Below are 19132 nucleotides of genomic sequence, written 5' to 3'. Positions count from 1 at the left end.
ATTTATTTAAAACGTATTTAAATCAAGCGGAAATAATTAGCAATCCATTTTCTTCACATTGTCTTATTTTTCTAGTGATATTAGAGTTTATTTCATCGCCTGGAAAAACAATAGGCACACCCGGTGGGTATGGGATGATGAATTTATTGGATATGCAATTTTTTAAATTAGAATTGCCAATTGTCTTTAGCCCATTAATCAATGCGTTGACAGCTTCCTTGTTAACTCCAATGTGGAAATTAAGCAATAGATGATTGTTCAATGTTCTTTTTATGAAAATATTATCTTTCAATAGTTCTTTTTTAATTTCTGATGCGTCACCTAAACTTCTTACATTAACCATTACTTTTGTAGGGTCATAAGCAATATGCTGATGACCACGAAATACTTCAAATTCTGTATGTAATAAGGAAAGCTCGGGTTCTGAATTCACCGCCTCTTTGAACATATTGACTAATGCTCTAGAGTATGAAGCCACTTCATTTCCATATTTACGCATACAATTTTGTGCCAGATCCAATGAGGCGAGAATAGGATAGTTTGGTGATGTGGTATGCACCCTAAATTTGGCCACTTCAATTTTATGCGATAATAGGTCTTTCCCTTTACAATGGATCAGGGATGCCTGGCGGAGGCAAAAAAGCGATTTGTGCGCTGAATGTGTACACATAACTTCGAGGTCGGGATAAGCTTCAACAATATTGTCAATATTCATTGCCGTATAAGTTTTTGTATCCTCCCCAAAGTAATTCAAACTTCCCCATGCTTCATCGATAAAGAATTTTCGAGTGCTAACCCCTGCCTGTAATAATTTCAATAATACAGAAGGAATATCATAAATAAGACCTTCATAGGATTGTGCTGACAAAATAATGAGGTCATATCCTGCCCCCTCTAATTGTTTTGTCAATGCTTTCCTTGTTAGTTTATCAATAGACCAAGCCTTAAGTTGTCCATCTTCTGCGACAAGGTCCGGGCAGAGATAATCCACATTAGCCCTTAACGATTGGCTGTGAAAGTGAACAGACTGATGGCAGTTCTTATCGATAAGGATATTATATTTATCATCATATAAAGCAGTGATGGCAATTTGGTTGGCTACACTGGTGCCACCGGTAATGTAAAATGAGTGATCCGCATTGTAGAGTTTTGCTGTTAATACCTGTGACTCTTTAATAACTCCTTTAGGGAAGAAAAAATTATCGAAAGCTTCGTCAGTAATCGTCGCTTCTAAACAATCATCTTCTATTTTACGTGAGGGTAAAATATCACTATGCCCGAAACTGGAGATTGGTAAAGCGTGAAAGGAGTATATTTTCTTTTGACAAATGGTTCTCAATGAGTTTATCAATGGTGTTTCTTCTCTGTTTAATTTGATTACGTTACTCTGCATTTTATTATTCCCTATGAGGTTTTGTGTATGCATATAAATATGCTCCAGATAAATGGTGTTGGGAATTCGCTATTTTTGATATAGCTATAATCAAGACTGATAAGGGGTTTGAGGTCCAATCGTGTAAAAAACCACGTTAAGGATATAAGCTGCTGTTTTAGTTATAAAAAATCACCAGATTAATGATTAGAGATGTTCCGGCTTTGCCTGGAATTTTTGTGTATACTTGCTGCAAAGAGGTGCCTACATTTTAAGGATGGAAGGTGGAACGCTATGAAAGTGAGTGATGCAGCGCTACTTAAGTCAGGGTTTAGCCATGCAGATCTACAAAAACTGAAAAACAATATTGCTAATTATGACGGATCGCTGGATTCCGTGACCCATGATCTTGCTAACCACTTTAACGCCTAAAAGTGGATTACTATCGCTGCCTTTACCATACTTGCTCTCACGCTGATGCTGGCATCCGTAGATATCAGCATCACGCTTGCGGCCACACTTGCGATTGTATTACCTTTTATATGGTATTTAACGCCAGCAAAACTTGCATAGGGGTCTGAAGGCCAATGGAACAAAAACGTACGTTAGTGAAGTAATCGTCTGATATATAAATATATAATAAAAAAAAGAAAAACCCTTAAAACGGCGTTTTTAATCGAAAAATGGCATTTATCGGACACTGCTGTCAATAAATCGATTTTTCAGACAGATGTTTATCTCTTACCGTACGTTTTCGTACTGCTGGACCTCAAACCCCGACTATGACGAAAACGGATCGCACTCATGGCCTGAACCCGTAATTAACAAAATACAACATATTTCCAAAGAGTTATCTGTAAAAAGGAAAAGCGAAAAACAACTAAATGAATATGCACTTCAACTGGATGCCGGTGAGCTTATTTGTTACAGAATCAAAGGCATAATGTTCCAAAAAAAATGAGTATCCGGTCAAACTAGACCATCCCATCGATTCAAAAAACTGATACCGGTCATAAGGGGGCAGTTTGGATATAGAGAATTATTGTACGATAAGCCTGTTTTTTTAACAGGCTTATCTATAGCAACAGGGTGTACTCCCGCGCTAAAAGCGTTTGGCGTGCATTTTGTGCAATCGGATAACCTAAATGCGTGTCATTTTCACAAAATGACTGCACGGAATGTCAGCAGTCAATAATACTACGGATAACAGAGCGTCATCGTGTTCTTGCCGCATTCCAGAAGGCATGGCAAACCAACCGCAATCCTAGCCACCAAGCATAGATAGCCTCAATTGACTGGCAATCAGTATCATTCAGCAGACCATGAGCCAGCTTGTTGCGCAGATTAGGGCCCATGGCCGTGCAATACAACGCTTTGATTTCAAATACCACATCTCTTCCAAAGACCTTTTCTGCCTCTGGCTGATCAATGAGCGTACTGATTCCGTTTTCAGTCTGAACTCCATGCTCATCGAGATGAGTAGTGCGCGCGCCCGCATGTTTGAGGTGATAGCGCACCATATTCTCGACTTGCGGCACCAGCAGGTGCAACGCGGTGACAAAGTCATGGTTAAAGCCTGCAAACAGCGCTTTGCCGAACAAACGCTCCCGACCAATTGGGACAATTGGGGATCGACTGGCAAGCTCGATCAGGTCGGCTTCTCGCAAGCGGTGTTCCAGTAGAAGCGAACCCAACGCTGGCCAGATAAATGCATTGACGTAGAAGTTTAACCACGCACGGTACATCCTCGTCATTTCCCAGAAAACACGTGCTCTGTTTGCCTCGTCTACAAGGTCGGCATTGGTGTCCAGGCAGGGGATTCGGGCAATGACCCGTCCATTTTCGGCTAGCACGGTCACCGGGAAAATATGCATAAGAGATGGCTGTTTGAGTTGCGCCACAATCTGCTGCCACAAATCCTGATACTTGAACGGCGTAAGGACGATACGAGAGAAAGCTTGTAGCGCCTCGGTAAGTGTTTTGTTCTGTACGGCCTGACTAGCCCACACCATCTGTTCGCGAAAATCCACCTCGGGAAAGGGAATTTCCCCCAGGTCTCCCAACGATTTTTCGCCAGCCTCATCCATCTGCTTCCGAAGTGCGGTGATCCGCACCTCAATGCAAAGTGCCTGGCGTTGTTGCCGTGAAATGGTGCGATACGTCTGAATGGCTTGTTCGTAGAAGCTGGCCGCAGCACCATAGCTGGGATGAGGTGTTTGGATACGTGACCTCCCTTCCCGAACGTAGCATTCCGCGACCTGCACCGTCATGGCTGCAGCCTCTGCTTTATCGTCGGCGATACCAAACCAGATCGCCGCCTGCCTGAACAGCCGCCCTGCGGTCATGATTTGCACTTGCTCGGTATCGGTATCGTAGTCGCGTGCCAAAGTCGCCAGTTTGTTTGCAACTTCTGCGGACTGTTCCATTTCCAGTCCAACCCACTGCAACAGATCCGACACTTTCCATGCCAACCAACCTTCCGACTTTGTCAAGGTATGCAAGGCATGTAGGAGCGGCTGCCTGGTATCATTTAGCTTATCGGCTGCCCCTTTACCAAGCATCTTAACCAAGGTGATTGCCCGCTCCCAACATGCTTGCCAGTCATTCTGCAAAATTTCCGTATTTATTGGAATCCGCTGATAGTTATCAATCGCGTCCAGTGCCATGCAAATGGCTTTTGTATCATTCGATTTATACTTCCGTACCCATAGCAGGTCCGCCAAGCGAGCCTTGAGCCACGAATTGTCTGTGGACCTAACTACCTGAGCAAAAAAATCAAGGTCCGCTTCTATAAAATCATCCGGCCCGGCCGTTCGCCAGCCAAGATGGGTGATGGTAGATGCAAATGGTTGCTGCCGATTGTCAGGGCTGGACAGCAGACGCATGGCACACGCATCAGCCAAAAGCCAAAGCGCCTTGCCAGGCCCGTTCATTTTCGCTTCCACGGCAAGTTCAGCGGCCTTGGAAAAGGCGCGCCATAGTGGCTCGTAGCCAGCCTCGGCAGTGTCAGCAAGAATGCTTTGCCAGCCGCAATCAGCAAAATCCTGCGCTGTTACTTCCAGGTCAGACGGGTAACGTTGCATGTTTATTTTCTCTAATTTTTTTTAGACAGATTTTTTGTGGCGATAGCTCAATTACGATTGAGCAACGTCACACCATCAGGGCGTAGCTCACATCTCGGTGACACATGCCGGTATAACGTCTGCCTGGTAATGCCAAGCTCCTGACAGAGGTCACCGACCTTGGTTTCCGACTGCCCCATGGCCGCCATAGCAGACGCAACTTGGCCGCTGTCATCTTGAATGGTCGACCGCCGCTACGCCCTCGCGCACGGGCACGGGCAGAGTCAGATCATGCACGGTGTTGATGAGATGACGCAGGCTTCGACCGAGACGGTCGAGCTTCCATACCATCAATGGGGTTCTATGCCTGAACCGCCGAAATTTCCGGCATCAGGAATCAGACGGCTTTTTGAGAATATTTCCTTGTGCTGACGTATACGATTATGGTGCCATTAATGAGAATTTCTTCGTACCAGCTATATGAGACGTTGCAATCAGTTATTTTTCGTACTGAATGCCGGTTTATCTACTGTCCGGTTAACGACGGTCTTACGTACAGGATGCCGAACGCCAAAATTATGCTTCACGGAAATTTCGGTGGTTCCGGCAAACAGCCCCAATATCGACAGCCACCACTCTCTGAAGAACCGCCTCAAGCAGATAAAGCGCTGGGTCGTCAGTACTGACCTGCGCGCAGAGAAACAGCACGTTACCTGCGACATTGAGCGCGCGCTTGACGGACACGCTGACAAGCTGAGTGATGTACCCGACGAAGAACCCGATGGATGACTCTCAGGCCAGAGACATACACCACGGTGATCTGGATATCCTGGCGTTATGTAATCAGTTTCATCTCGACGTTGATACGGTCTCGACAAAGGTCAATGCGTACACGCTCAGGCTGGTCAATCCGCAGAACCCTTACGGCCCCCTATGCGAGGCCGGGAACGCAGAAGCAGATGTCCTTTGTCAGCCGGATATTCCTGTCCCCCTGCGAATGATCAGGAACGGGATTTGTGCAGCGGTGCCGCATGATGAGTCCATTCAGTAAGGAGCGGGGTGATGTCTTCTTCACACTCGCCGGTTCCACCTGTTTCAGACGTCCGTTTATCTATCATTTCCTGCATCACCGGATAGTGGCCGCAAAGTTCAAATGACCCCGCACCACCCGTTTCGCCAAAGATATCGCGCCAGATAAAGTAAAAGACCAGCGTCGGCTTATTGGCAATACGTGCAGCCGGATAGCGATAGCGCGTTTCTTCAAATGCGGCGTCAGTGACCCTGTCTGCCAGGGTATCAAGCAGCGCCAGGATGCCGCTGCCGTGATCGAAGGCCAGTTTTACCCGCTGCAGAATGTTTTCGGGCAGTAAATCCCGGCAGGCTTCGCGCAGTAACCATTTTTCGGTCGGTCGCTGGCTGCTTTTCTGAATCAGACCTGACGCGGGGAGGTTAACAGCATATTCCACCAGCAGCGGATCCAGAAAAGGCACACGGGCTTCGACACTGCAGGCCATAGTTGCGCGATCCAAACGTCGGCATTCTGTCTTGTGGAGATGACCCAGCAATTGTTTGAGCTGGCCGGAAAGGCGAGCGGGTGGAACGCGACGCAGCAGCCCGTAGCCAGCAAATATTTCATCTGCGCCTTCGCCCGATAATATTACCTTTATCCCCTCCTCTGCCGCAGCCTGGGCCAGTTGCATTGTCATCAGCCCCTCCAGCACCATCACCGAATTGTATGACTCAGTGACCTGAACCGCACGCCGGAGCTGCGCCAAAGCCTGCGTCACGGTAAAACTACACTCGACAAGCCTTATACCGAGATGACTGGCGACCTGACGCGCGGCGATGGTGTCCGGTGAACCCGGCATACCAATGGTAAAGGCCACCAGATCCTGCCGGTGACGTGCCGCCAGGGCAGCAATAATACTTGAATCCAGTCCGCCGGACAGAAATACGCCGAATTTCACCTGGGGATCGGCCTGCATGTGTTTTTCCACCGACGCTTCGAGCAGCGCGCGCACGAGGCGTGTATCGGGCACAGAGCGACGCTGGCTCATGTTAATATCAAACCAGGGACGAATCCCCTCAGACGTTGCCATCCAGCCCGGCGGGAGTTCTTTAATCAGTGCAGCATCTTCGCTGAGCGCCTGCAGTGCCTTAATTTCAGAAGCAAAGAACCAGGCCCCATCCCGTTGAAGATAGTAAAGCGGTTTTATGCCAAATCTGTCCCTGGCGGCAAGAAAGTCCTGTCTGTGCTGGTCATAAATAAAAAAAGCGAACATGCCATCCAGCCGGGGAAGTAGCTCAGCACCATACTGATGATAAAGATGAGCAATGACTTCTACATCAGACCCTGAGCTGAAAATGACGTCATTTTCCAGGTCTGCGCGTAACGCGGCATGATTATATATCTGGCCGTTACACACCAGGTGCACCGTGCCGTTTGCGATGTGGAATGGCTGTGAACCACCTTCTATATCCATGATACTCAAGCGGTTTATGCCAAAAGCGCAGCGTTCAGTTACCGTTGCATGTGTTTCATCCGGTCCCCTGTGCTGGATTTGACTTAACATAAGTTCAACCTGGCCCGCGTCACTGGTTCCGTACAGTGCTGCAATTCCACACATGTCATGCTCCTGATGGTAATGATTTCAGCCTATCCAGGCGGCGACGCATCCCGTCGTGGGACAACGGAACCGCTCCTTAAACTGAGTGAAATAGGGGGTAATTCCGTTCCATGAGTAATACTGATGGTCATTCTAAGCACCTGAAAAGCTGGCGAGGAACGGGTGGGCAAGATAACTGCCCAGCCTCAGAAAGCGGTGCGGCCTCACGGAGGAAATAGTGTCAGTGTAGTGGCACGCTGAATTCAACACCACCCGCCAGGCGATACTCAGGATCAAAGTGGCAATGGAGGATGCTAATGTTCAGCCATAATCTGCTCTTACAGGGCCTGTGTGCTTTGTGCCGGGTGCGGAGTGCAAATAGCGTATTTGAGACCATTCCATACAAAATTGGGACGAAACTGGAGTGCCCGCCAGAAGACTGTAGGTTTTATTGAAAGTGACGCAGAAGCCTGCGGAAAACTGTCGGGTTTTGCTCAAAGCACTGTTGTAGGGTTTTACTCACAGCACTACAGGAGCCTGATGAGGTGGATAATCCCTGCGGTTGACGGGCATTCCGCAGCGCTGCGGCGGAGACGGAGGGCCAGGCGAGGGCAGCAGGGATGCTGCTCTCAGGGAGCGGCGGGCAGGGATTATCCACCGGCACAGCAGATATCTCAGCCCCTACAGCCCATTACTCAAGCGTTGGATTCATATGACGTAAATCGTACGGGGTTATCTGGTAAACGTAATAATTCAGCCAGTTCAAAAACAACAGATTCCCATGGCTGCGCCAGCTGAACCGCGGTGGCAGCGCCGGATTATCCTGTGGGAAATAATTATAAGGGACTTCCGGGTTCAGGCCCGCCTCATAATCGCGGTGAAACTCACCCGCCAGCGTCAGCGCATCGTATTCGGGATGACCGGTGACAAAAGCCAGACGCTTATCCTTACTGGCAAACAGATAGGCCCCGGTCTGCTCAGACTCGGCGAAAATATCCAGATCGGTATAATCACGCAGCAGCTGAGTGGGGAAATCTGCATAGCGCGAATGCGGGGCCAGAAAAGTATCATCAAACCCCCGCGTCAGCAGCGCGTGCGGATGCAAAATTTGGTGCTCGTAAACGCCTGACAGCTTGGTTTCCCGCGTTTGCTTAGGAATGCCATACAGAATATTCAGCGCCGCCTGAACCGCCCAGCAGACAAATAGCGTTGAGGTCACGTGCTCTTTCGCCCAGTGTAGCACCCGCTGGATCTGCGGCCAGTACGCCACATCGTTAAAATCGACCAGCCCCAGCGGAGCGCCCGTCACGATCAAACCATCAAAATTATCGTGCTGGATATCTTCAAAATTACAGTAGAAGTTATTCAGATGCTCCATCGGCGTATTGCGCGACTCGCGGCTGTCGATGCGCAACAGTTGAATATCGATCTGCAAAGGAGAATTGGAAAGCAGACGTAAAAATTGATTTTCCGTCTCAATCTTTTTCGGCATCAGGTTCAGCACCAGTACCTTCAGCGGACGGATTTCCTGAATACTGGCACGCGATGAGGTCATGACAAAAACATTCTCATTGCGCAGAAAATTCACCGCTGGTAATTCATCGGGTACCCTGATTGGCATAACCTACTTCCTCAACTCACCATTTATACGTTTAGACATCCAGACAGCCAAAGATAACGTGGCAGGCAGCGAAAGTCGAGTGCTCATCCGGAAGTTGAGAATCTTTCATCTCCCTCAGTTAAAAAGCTCCACAAAGGGCAGTATCACCGGAGCCTCCGTGCTGGCATGACGGTAGAGTAGCCAGGTCCGGCTCTTAACGGGTTCCCCCGCGACCACAATCGGCATCCTGCACAGGGTATTGGGCAGCGGACGGTAGCTGGAAATAATCGCATAGCCCAGCCCCTGTTCCACCATCGCCAGGCAGACCTCCAGCTTATCCACCCGCATGGTTACGCGGGGTGCCTGCGAATAGCTCGCATTCCACCATCGCTCTATCAGCCCGGTGGTATGACCGCCATGGTTAATTTTTATTTGCGGCAGCCGCGGAAGCTGCGTGAGATCGACCGGCCCCCGACTAATCAGATAGAAATCATCTTCATCGACCAGCCGCCTGCCCTCTTTCCAGCCGTAGTCATCTTTAACCAGCGCCAGATGGATCTCTCCACGCTGTAGCTTCAGAAAGATCTCTTCACTCAGACCGCTCTCCAGCCTGACGCTGATATCGGGGTGACGTTCGCTAAACATGGATAGCAACGCTGGCAGGCGCCAGGCGGCAAAATTACTCGATGAGCCAATACGCAGCTCTCCCTGCTGAGGGCCGTCCAGCCTTTGCAGCGTGTTCCTGAGCTGCTGAAACTGGCTGATGACGGTTTCGGCATGTTGGGCCAGATAGCGCCCCTGAGCCGTAAAGGTCAAACCCCGCCCGCTCTCTTCAAAAAGTCGGATATTGAGTTTTCGCTCGATCTGTTTGAGACGATAGCTCAGTGCGGGCTGCGAGGTAAAAAGCTCCCCGGCTGCCCGGGTGATATTTTTATACTGCCAGACGGTACGAATAATTAACCAGTCTTTCTCATTCATGATGCTTCCCCCCCGCTGACTTCTGACCTCCATAAAATAATTTTTGGCCTGGAGACGCAAGTGATAAAAAAGCTCAATTGGGAATTGACTGTAAAAAAGCCTATATCTGTATAACTGTCTGGTTTTACAGAATTTACATGCACCTGATTGGGGAAAAAACATGTCTGAACGCACCATTAGCGCGCAGAAGGATAAAATTATTAATGCCGTCGACTCGGCTGGCGATACGCTGCAAAGCCTGGCCCTGAGTCTGCATAAGAATCCGGAACTGAGCTTTCAGGAGCACCGCTCCGCTGGCGAACTTATCGCTCCCCTGCGTGAAGCGGGATTCACCATTGAAACCGGGACGGCCGGGCTGGAAACGGCCTTTCGGGCCAGCTGGCAAAAGGGCGTTGGCGGCCCTACTATCGCTTTACTCGCCGAATATGATGCGCTGCCGGAGCTGGGCCATGCCTGTGGTCATAACCTGATCGGTACCGCCTCGGTAGCGGCCGCGCTGGCGCTCAAAGCTGCTGACGTCGACTTTACGGGCCGCATTGAGGTAATTGGCACGCCTGCGGAGGAAGACGGGGGCGGCAAAATTATCATGGTGGAAAAAGGCGTTTTTGAAGGTATTGATGCGGTGATGATGTTTCACCCGCGTGAAAAAAACATGGTGGTGCGCGGTGCGCTGGCCTGTTACGACGCGACCTTTAAGTTCTTTGGTAAGGCGGCTCACGCTGCCTCGGCACCGCAGCTGGGCATTAGCGCGCTGGATGCGGTGATCCACAGCTTTAACGGTATTAACGCACTGCGTCAGTTCTTTACCGATGATGTTCGCGTGCACGGTGTTATCACCCACGGCGGCAGCGCAGCAAATATTGTTCCCGCCTATGCTGAAGCAAAATTTATCCTGCGCGCCGCAACGGTCGGCGGGCTGGCAGAGGTGCGTCGTAAAGTCTATGCCGCGGTGACCGGCGCCGCTGAAATGACTGGTGCGCGGGTAGAAATTGAGGAAGGGCTGGTATATGCCGAGCGCAATAATAATCTGGCGCTGGCAGCCAGCTTCACCCGTAATCTTGCGCTGCTGGGCGTAGAGAGTAACGATCCGCCCGCGGGCGGCGGCGTGGGCTCGTCGGATATTGGCAACGTGAGTCAGGTCACTGCGGCAATCCACCCCTATTTGCGCATCGGCGATGTTACGCCGCATACGCCGGAATTTGCCGTCGCTGCAGGATCCCCGGCTGGCCTGGCGACCATGATAACCGCAGCCAAAGCGCTGGCCATGACGACATTCGATCTTTGTCATGATGCAGATACGCTACGAGCGGTAAGAGATGAATTTACGCAATGGCAGTCACAAACGAATGCGGCAGGAGAAAAGTCATGATCAAATCCCGAATAGTCATGCTGGCCGCACTGGCCCTGAGTTGTTCGTCCGCTATGGCAGCAGGTGAAACACTTCGCGTCGGCGCAGATCTAACCTACCCGCCTTTTCAGTTCCGCGATGTCAACGGCAAGCCAACCGGCTTTGAAATCGATATTACTAATGCCGTATGCAAAGCCGTAGAGGTGAAGTGCGAATACGTGGTTAGCAGCTTTGATGCTGAGATCCCCTCGCTGCTGGCGAAGAAGGTTGATTTTATCTCACCGCTGGGTGCTACCGTGAAGCGGAAAAAATCGATCGACTTCAGTGATTTCATCTTCCACATCCCCTCTCAGCTGGTTGCCCGTAAAGGGGTGAATCTGCTGCCTACCCCAGAATCGCTTAAAGGCAAAAACATTGCCGTACAGCAGGGGTCGATTCAGGAGATGTATGCGAATAAATACTGGGCGCCAGCCGGTGTCGTGGTCAAGACCTATCCTGACCAGGATGTGATTTATCAGGATTTAGCGGCGGGCAGGCTCGACGGGTCGCTTGCGCCAGCCGTAGCGGTGACCTTTGGGTTTCTGCAAAAGCCGGAAGGGAAGGATTTTACCCTGACCGGGCCGGAAGTGCGTGATGACGTGCTCTTTAGCAGAGGTTCCGCTTACGGCGTTCGCAAGGGCGATGAGAAAACCCTGACCCTGCTCAATCAGGGGCTGGCGAAGATTGTGGCTGATGGAACGTGGGAGAAGATCAAGCAGCACTATTTTGGCGATATCGAGATGAAGGTGACGCCAGTTAAGGCATCCGATGCCGCTCAATAAGCCGGATAACGCCGCATTTCCTCTCCATTCTGATGCCGATACGGACGTACTGCTACCGTTGATGGAGAAGCTGCTGGATGCTTTTGAGCCTCTGCATCGGCTGTCCGGCAGCGTTGATGCGGAGCGTGCAGCGGATAGTCTTATAGAACAGCTTTCCGCACTCGGTCTTACGCCCCGTCGTGAAATCTGTCCGTTATTGCTGAGCGATCCCGTTCTGGGCACGCTGGAACTGCCCGACTTTCCTCACTGGCAGGCGAGCGCTAAAACGCGCTCCTTTTCTGCTCATTGCCCTGAAGGGATCGCTGGCCCTCTTTATTATGACAGCCGATCGCAGGAGACCCTTCCCGACAGCGAGCTTGCTGCCTGGCAGAATACCGTTCGGGGCAGGATCGTAGTCGCCGATCGCGGCCTGGAGGACTATGTGCAACAGCTATGTCGCGCCGGGGCGCTTGGGCTGGTGCATATCTGGGGTTCGGCAGAAGAAGCACTGCATGAAGAGACCGTTGGCCCCATCTGGGGAACGCCTGTCCCCGACGATGGTATACGCTACCCTTCCCTGCCGGTAGTCTGTATCAATCAAAGACAGGGCCGATCGTTACTGGAAATTCTTGATCGGCAGGCCCACCCTGTTACCGCACGGTTAGTGACCCGGCTTAATGTACATGTTGCCGACTGTAGCCTGCCTGTTGTCGACATACCCGGTGAGATCGACGAATTTGTGCTGCTTTCCTCTCACTATGACTCATGGCATCAGGGTCTGACGGATAATGCGACGGGTAACGCACTCTGCCTGGCAATGGCTGCCTGGTTTCATCGTTCACTCCGGCCGAAAAGAGGCCTGCGTATCGCCTGGTGGCCGGGCCATTCTAATGCCCGCTATGGCGGATCGACCTGGTATGCCGATCGCTATCGCGAAGAGTTACAGCAGAAGTGCATCGCGCATATCAATGTCGACTCTCCCGGCTGTGAAGATGCGACGGAGGTGGTGGTGAATGCCAGCGGGGCTGAATCATTCGACTTTCTCAACCAGGCGATTATCCACGAAACCGGCACGACGGCGCGGCGTATCACTCCATTAGGTAAAGGGGGCGATCAGTCGTTTTGGGGATGTGGTATTCCTTTGCATTTCGCCTTTCGCGTGGAGCCGGGCATTCGTACCAGCCACTCTCCGGGAAGCGGTGGAGGATGGTGGTGGCATACCGAAGCCGACACGCGAGATAAAGTGGACAGACACCTGCTGTTGCGGGACTGTCGGATCCATACGCGGTGGCTTGCACAGCTGCTATATAAAGAGTGCCTGCCGCTGGATCCCGGTGGCTATCTGGAGCGGATTACAGAGGAACTGGATCGGCTTCAGTCTGCTTTGGACCCGCAGTTTGATCTTTCACCGGTGAGACACGCGTTGCTGGCTTTGCAGCAGCAGGTACAGGATTTGGGCCGATGGCAGGATAGCGGCGCACGACGAGAGGACATAAAGCAGGCGATTGCGCTATGGCATCGCGTCCGCTATAGCTCAACCGATGACTTTCATTATGATTATAGCTACCACGGTGGTGCCTTTCCCGGCCTACAGCTGCTTCGCGATCGATTTCAGCACACTACCTCAGCCGTCACGTTTTTGATGCTGACCACCCAGTTTACCCGACAGCGCAGCAGGGCTCTGAGCCTGCTAGTGCAGAGTGGCGAGGTACTGCGTAGTTTCCCGCCCCCATAACGCAAAAAACCCTGACCGTGAGGTCAGGGTTATTGCTTTATTTGATGCCTGGCAGTTCCCTACTCTCGCATGGGGAGACCCCACACTACCATCGGCGCTACGGCGTTTCACTTCTGAGTTCGGCATGGGGTCAGGTGGGACCACCGCGCTAAAGCCGCCAGGCAAATTCTGTGCTCTGTCCCGCATGCGTAATATGCAGAACAGCTTAATTCTTGTCCGGATAAGCTGAAAATTGTCTTCTGTCTCTCACTGCTCACCAGAACGCTTCTGGTGTTGTAAGGTTAAGCCTCACGGGTCATTAGTACCGGTTAGCTCAACGCATCGCTGCGCTTACACACCCGGCCTATCAACGTCGTAGTCTTCAACGTCCCTTCAGGACCCTTAAAGGGTCAGGGAAGATTCATCTCGAGGCAAGTTTCGCGCTTAGATGCTTTCAGCGCTTATCTTTTCCGCACTTAGCTACCGGGCAATGCCATTGGCATGACAACCCGAACACCAGTGGTGCGTTCACTCCGGTCCTCTCGTACTAGGAGCAACCCCTCTCAATCTTCCAGCGCCCACGGCAGATAGGGACCGAACTGTCTCACGACGTTCTAAACCCAGCTCGCGTACCACTTTAAACGGCGAACAGCCGTACCCTTGGGACCTACTTCAGCCCCAGGATGTGATGAGCCGACATCGAGGTGCCAAACACCGCCGTCGATATGAACTCTTGGGCGGTATCAGCCTGTTATCCCCGGAGTACCTTTTATCCGTTGAGCGATGGCCCTTCCATTCAGAACCACCGGATCACTATGACCTGCTTTCGCACCTGCTCGAGCCGTCACTCTCGCAGTCAAGCCAGCTTATGCCATTGCACTAACCTCACGATGTCCGACCGTGATTAGCTGACCTTCGTGCTCCTCCGTTACTCTTTAGGAGGAGACCGCCCCAGTCAAACTACCCACCAGACACTGTCCCCACGCCGGATTACGGCGCCAGGTTAGAACATCAAACGTTAAAGGGTGGTATTTCAAGGTTGGCTCCACGCAGACTGGCGTCCACGCTTCAAAGCCTCCCACCTATCCTACACATCAAGGCTCAATGTTCAGTGTCAAGCTGTAGTAAAGGTTCACGGGGTCTTTCCGTCTTGCCGCGGGTACACTGCATCTTCACAGCGAGTTCAATTTCACTGAGTCTCGGGTGGAGACAGCCTGGCCATCATTACGCCATTCGTGCAGGTCGGAACTTACCCGACAAGGAATTTCGCTACCTTAGGACCGTTATAGTTACGGCCGCCGTTTACCGGGGCTTCGATCAGGAGCTTCTCTTGCGATAACCCCATCAATTAACCTTCCGGCACCGGGCAGGCGTCACACCGTATACGTCCACTTTCGTGTTTGCACAGTGCTGTGTTTTTAATAAACAGTTGCAGCCAGCTGGTATCTTCGACTGGCTTCAGCTCCGCGAGCAAGTCGCTTCACCTACGCACCAGCGTGCCTTCTCCCGAAGTTACGGCACCATTTTGCCTAGTTCCTTCACCCGAGTTCTCTCAAGCGCCTTGGTATTCTCTACCTGACCACCTGTGTCGGTTTGGGGTACGATTCGTTGTTACCTGATGCTTAGAGGCTTTTCCTGGAAGCAGGGCATTTGTTACTTCAGCACCGTAGTGCCTCGTCATCACGCCTCAGCCTTAAGGCATTCCGGATTTACCTGGAACACCAGCCTACACGCTTAAACCGGGACAACCGTCGCCCGGCTAACATAGCCTTCTCCGTCCCCCCTTCGCAGTAACACCGAGTACAGGAATATTAACCTGTTTCCCATCGACTACGCCTTTCGGCCTCGCCTTAGGGGTCGACTCACCCTGCCCCGATTAACGTTGGACAGGAACCCTTGGTCTTCCGGCGAGCGGGCTTTTCACCCGCTTTATCGTTACTCATGTCAGCATTCGCACTTCTGATACCTCCAGCAGACCTCACAGTCCACCTTCAACGGCTTACAGAACGCTCCCCTACCCAACAACACGTAAGTGTCGCTGCCGCAGCTTCGGTGCATGGTTTAGCCCCGTTACATCTTCCGCGCAGGCCGACTCGACCAGTGAGCTATTACGCTTTCTTTAAATGATGGCTGCTTCTAAGCCAACATCCTGGCTGTCTGTGCCTTCCCACATCGTTTCCCACTTAACCATGACTTTGGGACCTTAGCTGGCGGTCTGGGTTGTTTCCCTCTTCACGACGGACGTTAGCACCCGCCGTGTGTCTCCCGTGATAACATTCTCCGGTATTCGCAGTTTGCATCGGGTTGGTAAGCCGGGATGGCCCCCTAGCCGAAACAGTGCTCTACCCCCGGAGATGAGTTCACGAGGCGCTACCTAAATAGCTTTCGGGGAGAACCAGCTATCTCCCGGTTTGATTGGCCTTTCACCCCCAGCCACAGGTCATCCGCTAATTTTTCAACATTAGTCGGTTCGGTCCTCCAGTTAGTGTTACCCAACCTTCAACCTGCCCATGGCTAGATCACCGGGTTTCGGGTCTATACCCTGCAACTTAACGCCCAGTTAAGACTCGGTTTCCCTGCGGCTCCCCTATACGGTTAACCTTGCTACAGAATATAAGTCGCTGACCCATTATACAAAAGGTACGCAGTCACACCACGAAGGTGCTCCCACTGCTTGTACGTACACGGTTTCAGGTTCTGTTTCACTCCCCTCGCCGGGGTTCTTTTCGCCTTTCCCTCACGGTACTGGTTCACTATCGGTCAGTCAGGAGTATTTAGCCTTGGAGGATGGTCCCCCCATATTCAGACAGGATATCACGTGTCCCGCCCTACTCTTCGAACTCACAGCAAGTGCATCTTTGTGTACGGGAGTGTCACCCTGTACCCTGCGACTTTCCAGACGCTTCCACTGATGCACAAACTGATTCAGGTTCTGGGCTCCTCCCCGTTCGCTCGCCGCTACTGGGGGAATCTCGGTTGATTTCTTTTCCTCGGGGTACTTAGATGTTTCAGTTCCCCCGGTTCGCCTCGCAACACTATGTATTCATGTTGCGATAGTGTGTCGAAACACACTGGGTTTCCCCATTCGGGTATCGCCGGTTGTTGCGGTTCATATCACCTTACCGGCGCTTATCGCAGATTAGCACGCCCTTCATCGCCTCTGACTGCCAGGGCATCCACCGTGTACGCTTAGTCACTTAACCTCACAACCCACAAGCGTCCTTTCTGTCCGTAATGGCTGCGCGTCGTGATGGCGGCGTTGTGCAGTGCTCACAGTGCTCATGGACGTTAAGTCCACTCCGCCTGCTGCGCGCTGACGCCTTACCTTCACTTAGCTCGCTCATTACTGATGTCAGTAAAGACTGCTGAGTTGTAAGCATTTGAGAGACTCGACTGTATCGTGTTGTTTCATTCTTATTACGGAGAATGAAAACGATACGTCGTTTCAATTTTCAGCTTGTTCCGGATTATTAAAGAGCAGTTATCTCAAACATGACTCGCCTTCAGGCAGAATCAGCTTTGAGATACGGTTGATAATGTCTTTCACTCATTATCAGGAGATGGCGTCCCCAAGGGGATTCGAACCCCTGTTACAGCCGTGAAAGGGCAGTGTCCTGGGCCTCTAGACGATGGGGACTCTGTACTGTTGCTCATTACTTCTATCAGACAATCTGTTGTGGACACTACGCGGGAAGGTATCTTCAGGTAAGGAGGTGATCCAACCGCAGGTTCCCCTACGGTTACCTTGTTACGACTTCACCCCAGTCATGAATCACAAAGTGGTAAGCGCCCTCCCGAAGGTTAAGCTACCTACTTCTTTTGCAACCCACTCCCATGGTGTGACGGGCGGTGTGTACAAGGCCCGGGAACGTATTCACCGTGGCATTCTGATCCACGATTACTAGCGATTCCGACTTCACGGAGTCGAGTTGCAGACTCCGATCCGGACTACGACGCACTTTGTGAGGTCCGCTTGCTCTCGCGAGGTCGCTTCTCTTTGTATGCGCCATTGTAGCACGTGTGTAGCCCTGCTCGTAAGGGCCATGATGACTTGACGTCATCCCCACCTTCCTCCGGTTTATCACCGGCAGTCTCCTTTGAGTTCCCGACCGAATCGCTGGCAACAAAGGATAAGGGTTGCGCTCGTTGCGGGACTTAACCCAACATTTCACAACACGAGCTGACGACAGCCATGCAGCACCTGTCTCACGGTTCCCGAAGGCACTAAGGCATCTCTGCCGAATTCCGTGGATGTCAAGAGCAGGTAAGGTTCTTCGCGTTGCATCGAATTAAACCACATGCTCCACCGCTTGTGCGGGCCCCCGTCAATTCATTTGAGTTTTAACCTTGCGGCCGTACTCCCCAGGCGGTCGACTTAACGCGTTAGCTCCGGAAGCCACTCCTCAAGGGAACAACCTCCAAGTCGACATCGTTTACGGCGTGGACTACCAGGGTATCTAATCCTGTTTGCTCCCCACGCTTTCGCACCTGAGCGTCAGTCTTTGTCCAGGGGGCCGCCTTCGCCACCGGTATTCCTCCAGATCTCTACGCATTTCACCGCTACACCTGGAATTCTACCCCCCTCTACAAGACTCTAGCCTGCCAGTTTCGAATGCAGTTCCCGGGTTGAGCCCGGGGATTTCACATCCGACTTGACAGACCGCCTGCGTGCGCTTTACGCCCAGTAATTCCGATTAACGCTTGCACCCTCCGTATTACCGCGGCTGCTGGCACGGAGTTAGCCGGTGCTTCTTCTGCGGGTAACGTCAATGAGCGAGGTTATTAACCTCACTCCCTTCCTCCCCGCTGAAAGTACTTTACAACCCGAAGGCCTTCTTCATACACGCGGCATGGCTGCATCAGGCTTGCGCCCATTGTGCAATATTCCCCACTGCTGCCTCCCGTAGGAGTCTGGACCGTGTCTCAGTTCCAGTGTGGCTGGTCATCCTCTCAGACCAGCTAGGGATCGTCGCCTTGGTGAGCCATTACCTCACCAACAAGCTAATCCCATCTGGGCACATCCGATGGTGTGAGGCCCGAAGGTCCCCCACTTTGGTCCGTAGACGTTATGCGGTATTAGCTACCGTTTCCAGTAGTTATCCCCCTCCATCGGGCAGTTTCCCAGACATTACTCACCCGTCCGCCACTCGTCACCCAGAGAGCAAGCTCTCCTGTGCTACCGTTCGACTTGCATGTGTTAGGCCTGCCGCCAGCGTTCAATCTGAGCCATGATCAAACTCTTCAATTTAAAAGTTCGATTTGCTTCAACAAGTGAAGCGATGCTCAAGTGTAAAACGTCATAATGAATTTCATTATGTGTTCACTCTTAAGACTTGATATTTTTTGCGCCTTGCGGCGCTGATATCAATCCTGCGAGTGCCCACACAGATTGTCTGATAAATTGTTAAAGAGCGGTGCGGCTGGCGCCTTGGCGGCCTGCTGCGAGGTGGCGTATATTACGCTTTCCTCCTTCAGAGTCAACTTCTTTTTGGGAAGTTTTTCTCCGGCGGTTCAGCTTCCTGACCCTCTCAACCCGGCGGCCTGTAAGCCGTTGTTCCGTGTCGATGGAGGCGCATTATAGGGAGTTCCTGACGGCTGACAACCCCTAATTTGATAAAAATAGCGCGTTCGCTGCATTCCACAGCAAAACCC

Annotated in this window: 10 protein-coding genes, 1 tRNA gene, 3 rRNA genes and 1 pseudogene; 5 read left to right on the top strand and 10 right to left on the bottom strand. The window is 51.6% G+C overall.

Annotated elements, in window-relative coordinates:
* Positions 1–22: 22 nt before the first annotated feature.
* Positions 23–1393 (bottom strand): lysine decarboxylase, encoded by a 1371-nt coding sequence (locus AAGR22_RS01595; protein WP_345829886.1) that lies wholly within the window; start codon positions 1391–1393, stop codon positions 23–25.
* Between the two features lie 273 nt (positions 1394–1666).
* Between AAGR22_RS01595 and AAGR22_RS01590 the strand changes: the two genes are divergently transcribed.
* On the top strand, positions 1667–1804 hold the full coding sequence (locus AAGR22_RS01590; RefSeq protein ID WP_345829884.1) for a hypothetical protein: 138 nt from the start codon (positions 1667–1669) through the stop codon (positions 1802–1804).
* A 782-nt stretch (positions 1805–2586) separates the two neighbouring features.
* On the opposite strand, the gene AAGR22_RS01585 is transcribed toward AAGR22_RS01590, so the two are convergent.
* Complete coding sequence (locus tag AAGR22_RS01585) at positions 2587–4455, bottom strand: DUF4209 domain-containing protein (RefSeq protein ID WP_345829882.1); 1869 nt, start codon at positions 4453–4455, stop codon at positions 2587–2589.
* Between the two features lie 47 nt (positions 4456–4502).
* A pseudogene (locus AAGR22_RS01580) lies at positions 4503–4788 on the bottom strand (recombinase family protein); the annotation flags it as partial.
* A gap of 243 nt (positions 4789–5031) precedes the next feature.
* Here AAGR22_RS01580 and AAGR22_RS01575 point away from each other — a divergent pair.
* A complete protein-coding gene (locus AAGR22_RS01575; protein ID WP_067710142.1) occupies positions 5032–5223 on the top strand; it encodes a hypothetical protein in 192 nt (63 codons plus the stop codon).
* Positions 5224–5435: 212 nt separating this feature from the next.
* Here the strand turns inward: AAGR22_RS01575 and asnB are convergent, their stop codons facing one another.
* The 3 genes from asnB to AAGR22_RS01560 form a co-directional block, all read right to left on the bottom strand.
* Positions 5436–7007, bottom strand: coding sequence for an asparagine synthase (glutamine-hydrolyzing) (gene asnB, locus AAGR22_RS01570; RefSeq protein WP_345831529.1), 1572 nt, complete (start codon positions 7005–7007; stop codon positions 5436–5438).
* Between the two features lie 724 nt (positions 7008–7731).
* Positions 7732–8661, bottom strand: a complete 930-nt coding sequence (metA, locus tag AAGR22_RS01565; RefSeq protein ID WP_067710136.1) for a homoserine O-succinyltransferase — start codon at positions 8659–8661, stop codon at positions 7732–7734.
* A gap of 114 nt (positions 8662–8775) precedes the next feature.
* Positions 8776–9618: a LysR family transcriptional regulator gene (locus tag AAGR22_RS01560; protein ID WP_345829881.1), complete on the bottom strand. Its 843-nt coding sequence runs from the start codon at positions 9616–9618 to the stop codon at positions 8776–8778.
* Positions 9619–9778: 160 nt separating this feature from the next.
* Here AAGR22_RS01560 and AAGR22_RS01555 point away from each other — a divergent pair, with 160 nt between their 5' ends.
* Genes AAGR22_RS01555 through AAGR22_RS01545 form a run of 3 tightly spaced genes read left to right on the top strand, consistent with a single transcriptional unit; the run spans position 9779 to position 13501 of the window.
* Positions 9779–10987: a M20 family metallopeptidase gene (locus AAGR22_RS01555; RefSeq protein WP_345829879.1), complete on the top strand. Its 1209-nt coding sequence runs from the start codon at positions 9779–9781 to the stop codon at positions 10985–10987.
* A 17-nt stretch (positions 10988–11004) separates the two neighbouring features.
* Positions 11005–11787, top strand: a complete 783-nt coding sequence (locus AAGR22_RS01550) for a transporter substrate-binding domain-containing protein (protein WP_345831528.1) — start codon at positions 11005–11007, stop codon at positions 11785–11787.
* Entirely contained in the window at positions 11774–13501 is a 1728-nt protein-coding gene (locus AAGR22_RS01545; RefSeq protein WP_345829878.1) for a M28 family peptidase, read from the top strand. Before AAGR22_RS01550 ends, AAGR22_RS01545 begins: the two co-directional genes overlap by 14 nt.
* 46 nt (positions 13502–13547) lie before the next feature.
* Here AAGR22_RS01545 and rrf read toward each other — a convergent pair.
* The 4 genes from rrf to AAGR22_RS01525 all read right to left on the bottom strand — a co-directional run bounded on the left by rrf (position 13548) and on the right by AAGR22_RS01525 (position 18728).
* Positions 13548–13663 (bottom strand): 5S ribosomal RNA (gene rrf, locus AAGR22_RS01540).
* A gap of 115 nt (positions 13664–13778) precedes the next feature.
* A 23S ribosomal RNA gene (locus AAGR22_RS01535) occupies positions 13779–16683 on the bottom strand.
* 358 nt (positions 16684–17041) lie between these two features.
* Positions 17042–17117 (bottom strand) — tRNA-Glu (locus tag AAGR22_RS01530).
* Between the two features lie 69 nt (positions 17118–17186).
* Positions 17187–18728 (bottom strand): 16S ribosomal RNA (locus AAGR22_RS01525).
* Together the 16S, 23S and 5S rRNA genes with 1 tRNA gene alongside form the textbook arrangement of a ribosomal RNA operon.
* Positions 18729–19132: the final 404 nt, after the last annotated feature.

This window comes from Erwinia sp. HDF1-3R (genome assembly GCF_039621855.1).
GTDB lineage: Bacteria > Pseudomonadota > Gammaproteobacteria > Enterobacterales > Enterobacteriaceae > Erwinia.
The sequence above is the reverse complement of the archived record's forward strand: the minus strand, read 5'-3'. Positions and strand labels throughout refer to the sequence as shown.

Excerpts from the sequence above, each read along its gene's own strand:
- AAGR22_RS01595 (WP_345829886.1), bottom strand. The coding sequence starts at position 1,393 with ATGCAGAGTAACGTAATCAAATTAAACAGAGAAGAAACACCATTGATA.
- AAGR22_RS01590 (WP_345829884.1), top strand. The coding sequence starts at position 1,667 with ATGAAAGTGAGTGATGCAGCGCTACTTAAGTCAGGGTTTAGCCATGCA.
- AAGR22_RS01585 (WP_345829882.1), bottom strand. The coding sequence starts at position 4,455 with ATGCAACGTTACCCGTCTGACCTGGAAGTAACAGCGCAGGATTTTGCT.
- asnB (WP_345831529.1), bottom strand. The coding sequence starts at position 7,007 with ATGTTAAGTCAAATCCAGCACAGGGGACCGGATGAAACACATGCAACG.
- metA (WP_067710136.1), bottom strand. The coding sequence starts at position 8,661 with ATGCCAATCAGGGTACCCGATGAATTACCAGCGGTGAATTTTCTGCGC.
- AAGR22_RS01560 (WP_345829881.1), bottom strand. The coding sequence starts at position 9,618 with ATGAATGAGAAAGACTGGTTAATTATTCGTACCGTCTGGCAGTATAAA.
- AAGR22_RS01555 (WP_345829879.1), top strand. The coding sequence starts at position 9,779 with ATGTCTGAACGCACCATTAGCGCGCAGAAGGATAAAATTATTAATGCC.
- AAGR22_RS01550 (WP_345831528.1), top strand. The coding sequence starts at position 11,005 with ATGCTGGCCGCACTGGCCCTGAGTTGTTCGTCCGCTATGGCAGCAGGT.
- AAGR22_RS01545 (WP_345829878.1), top strand. The coding sequence starts at position 11,774 with ATGCCGCTCAATAAGCCGGATAACGCCGCATTTCCTCTCCATTCTGAT.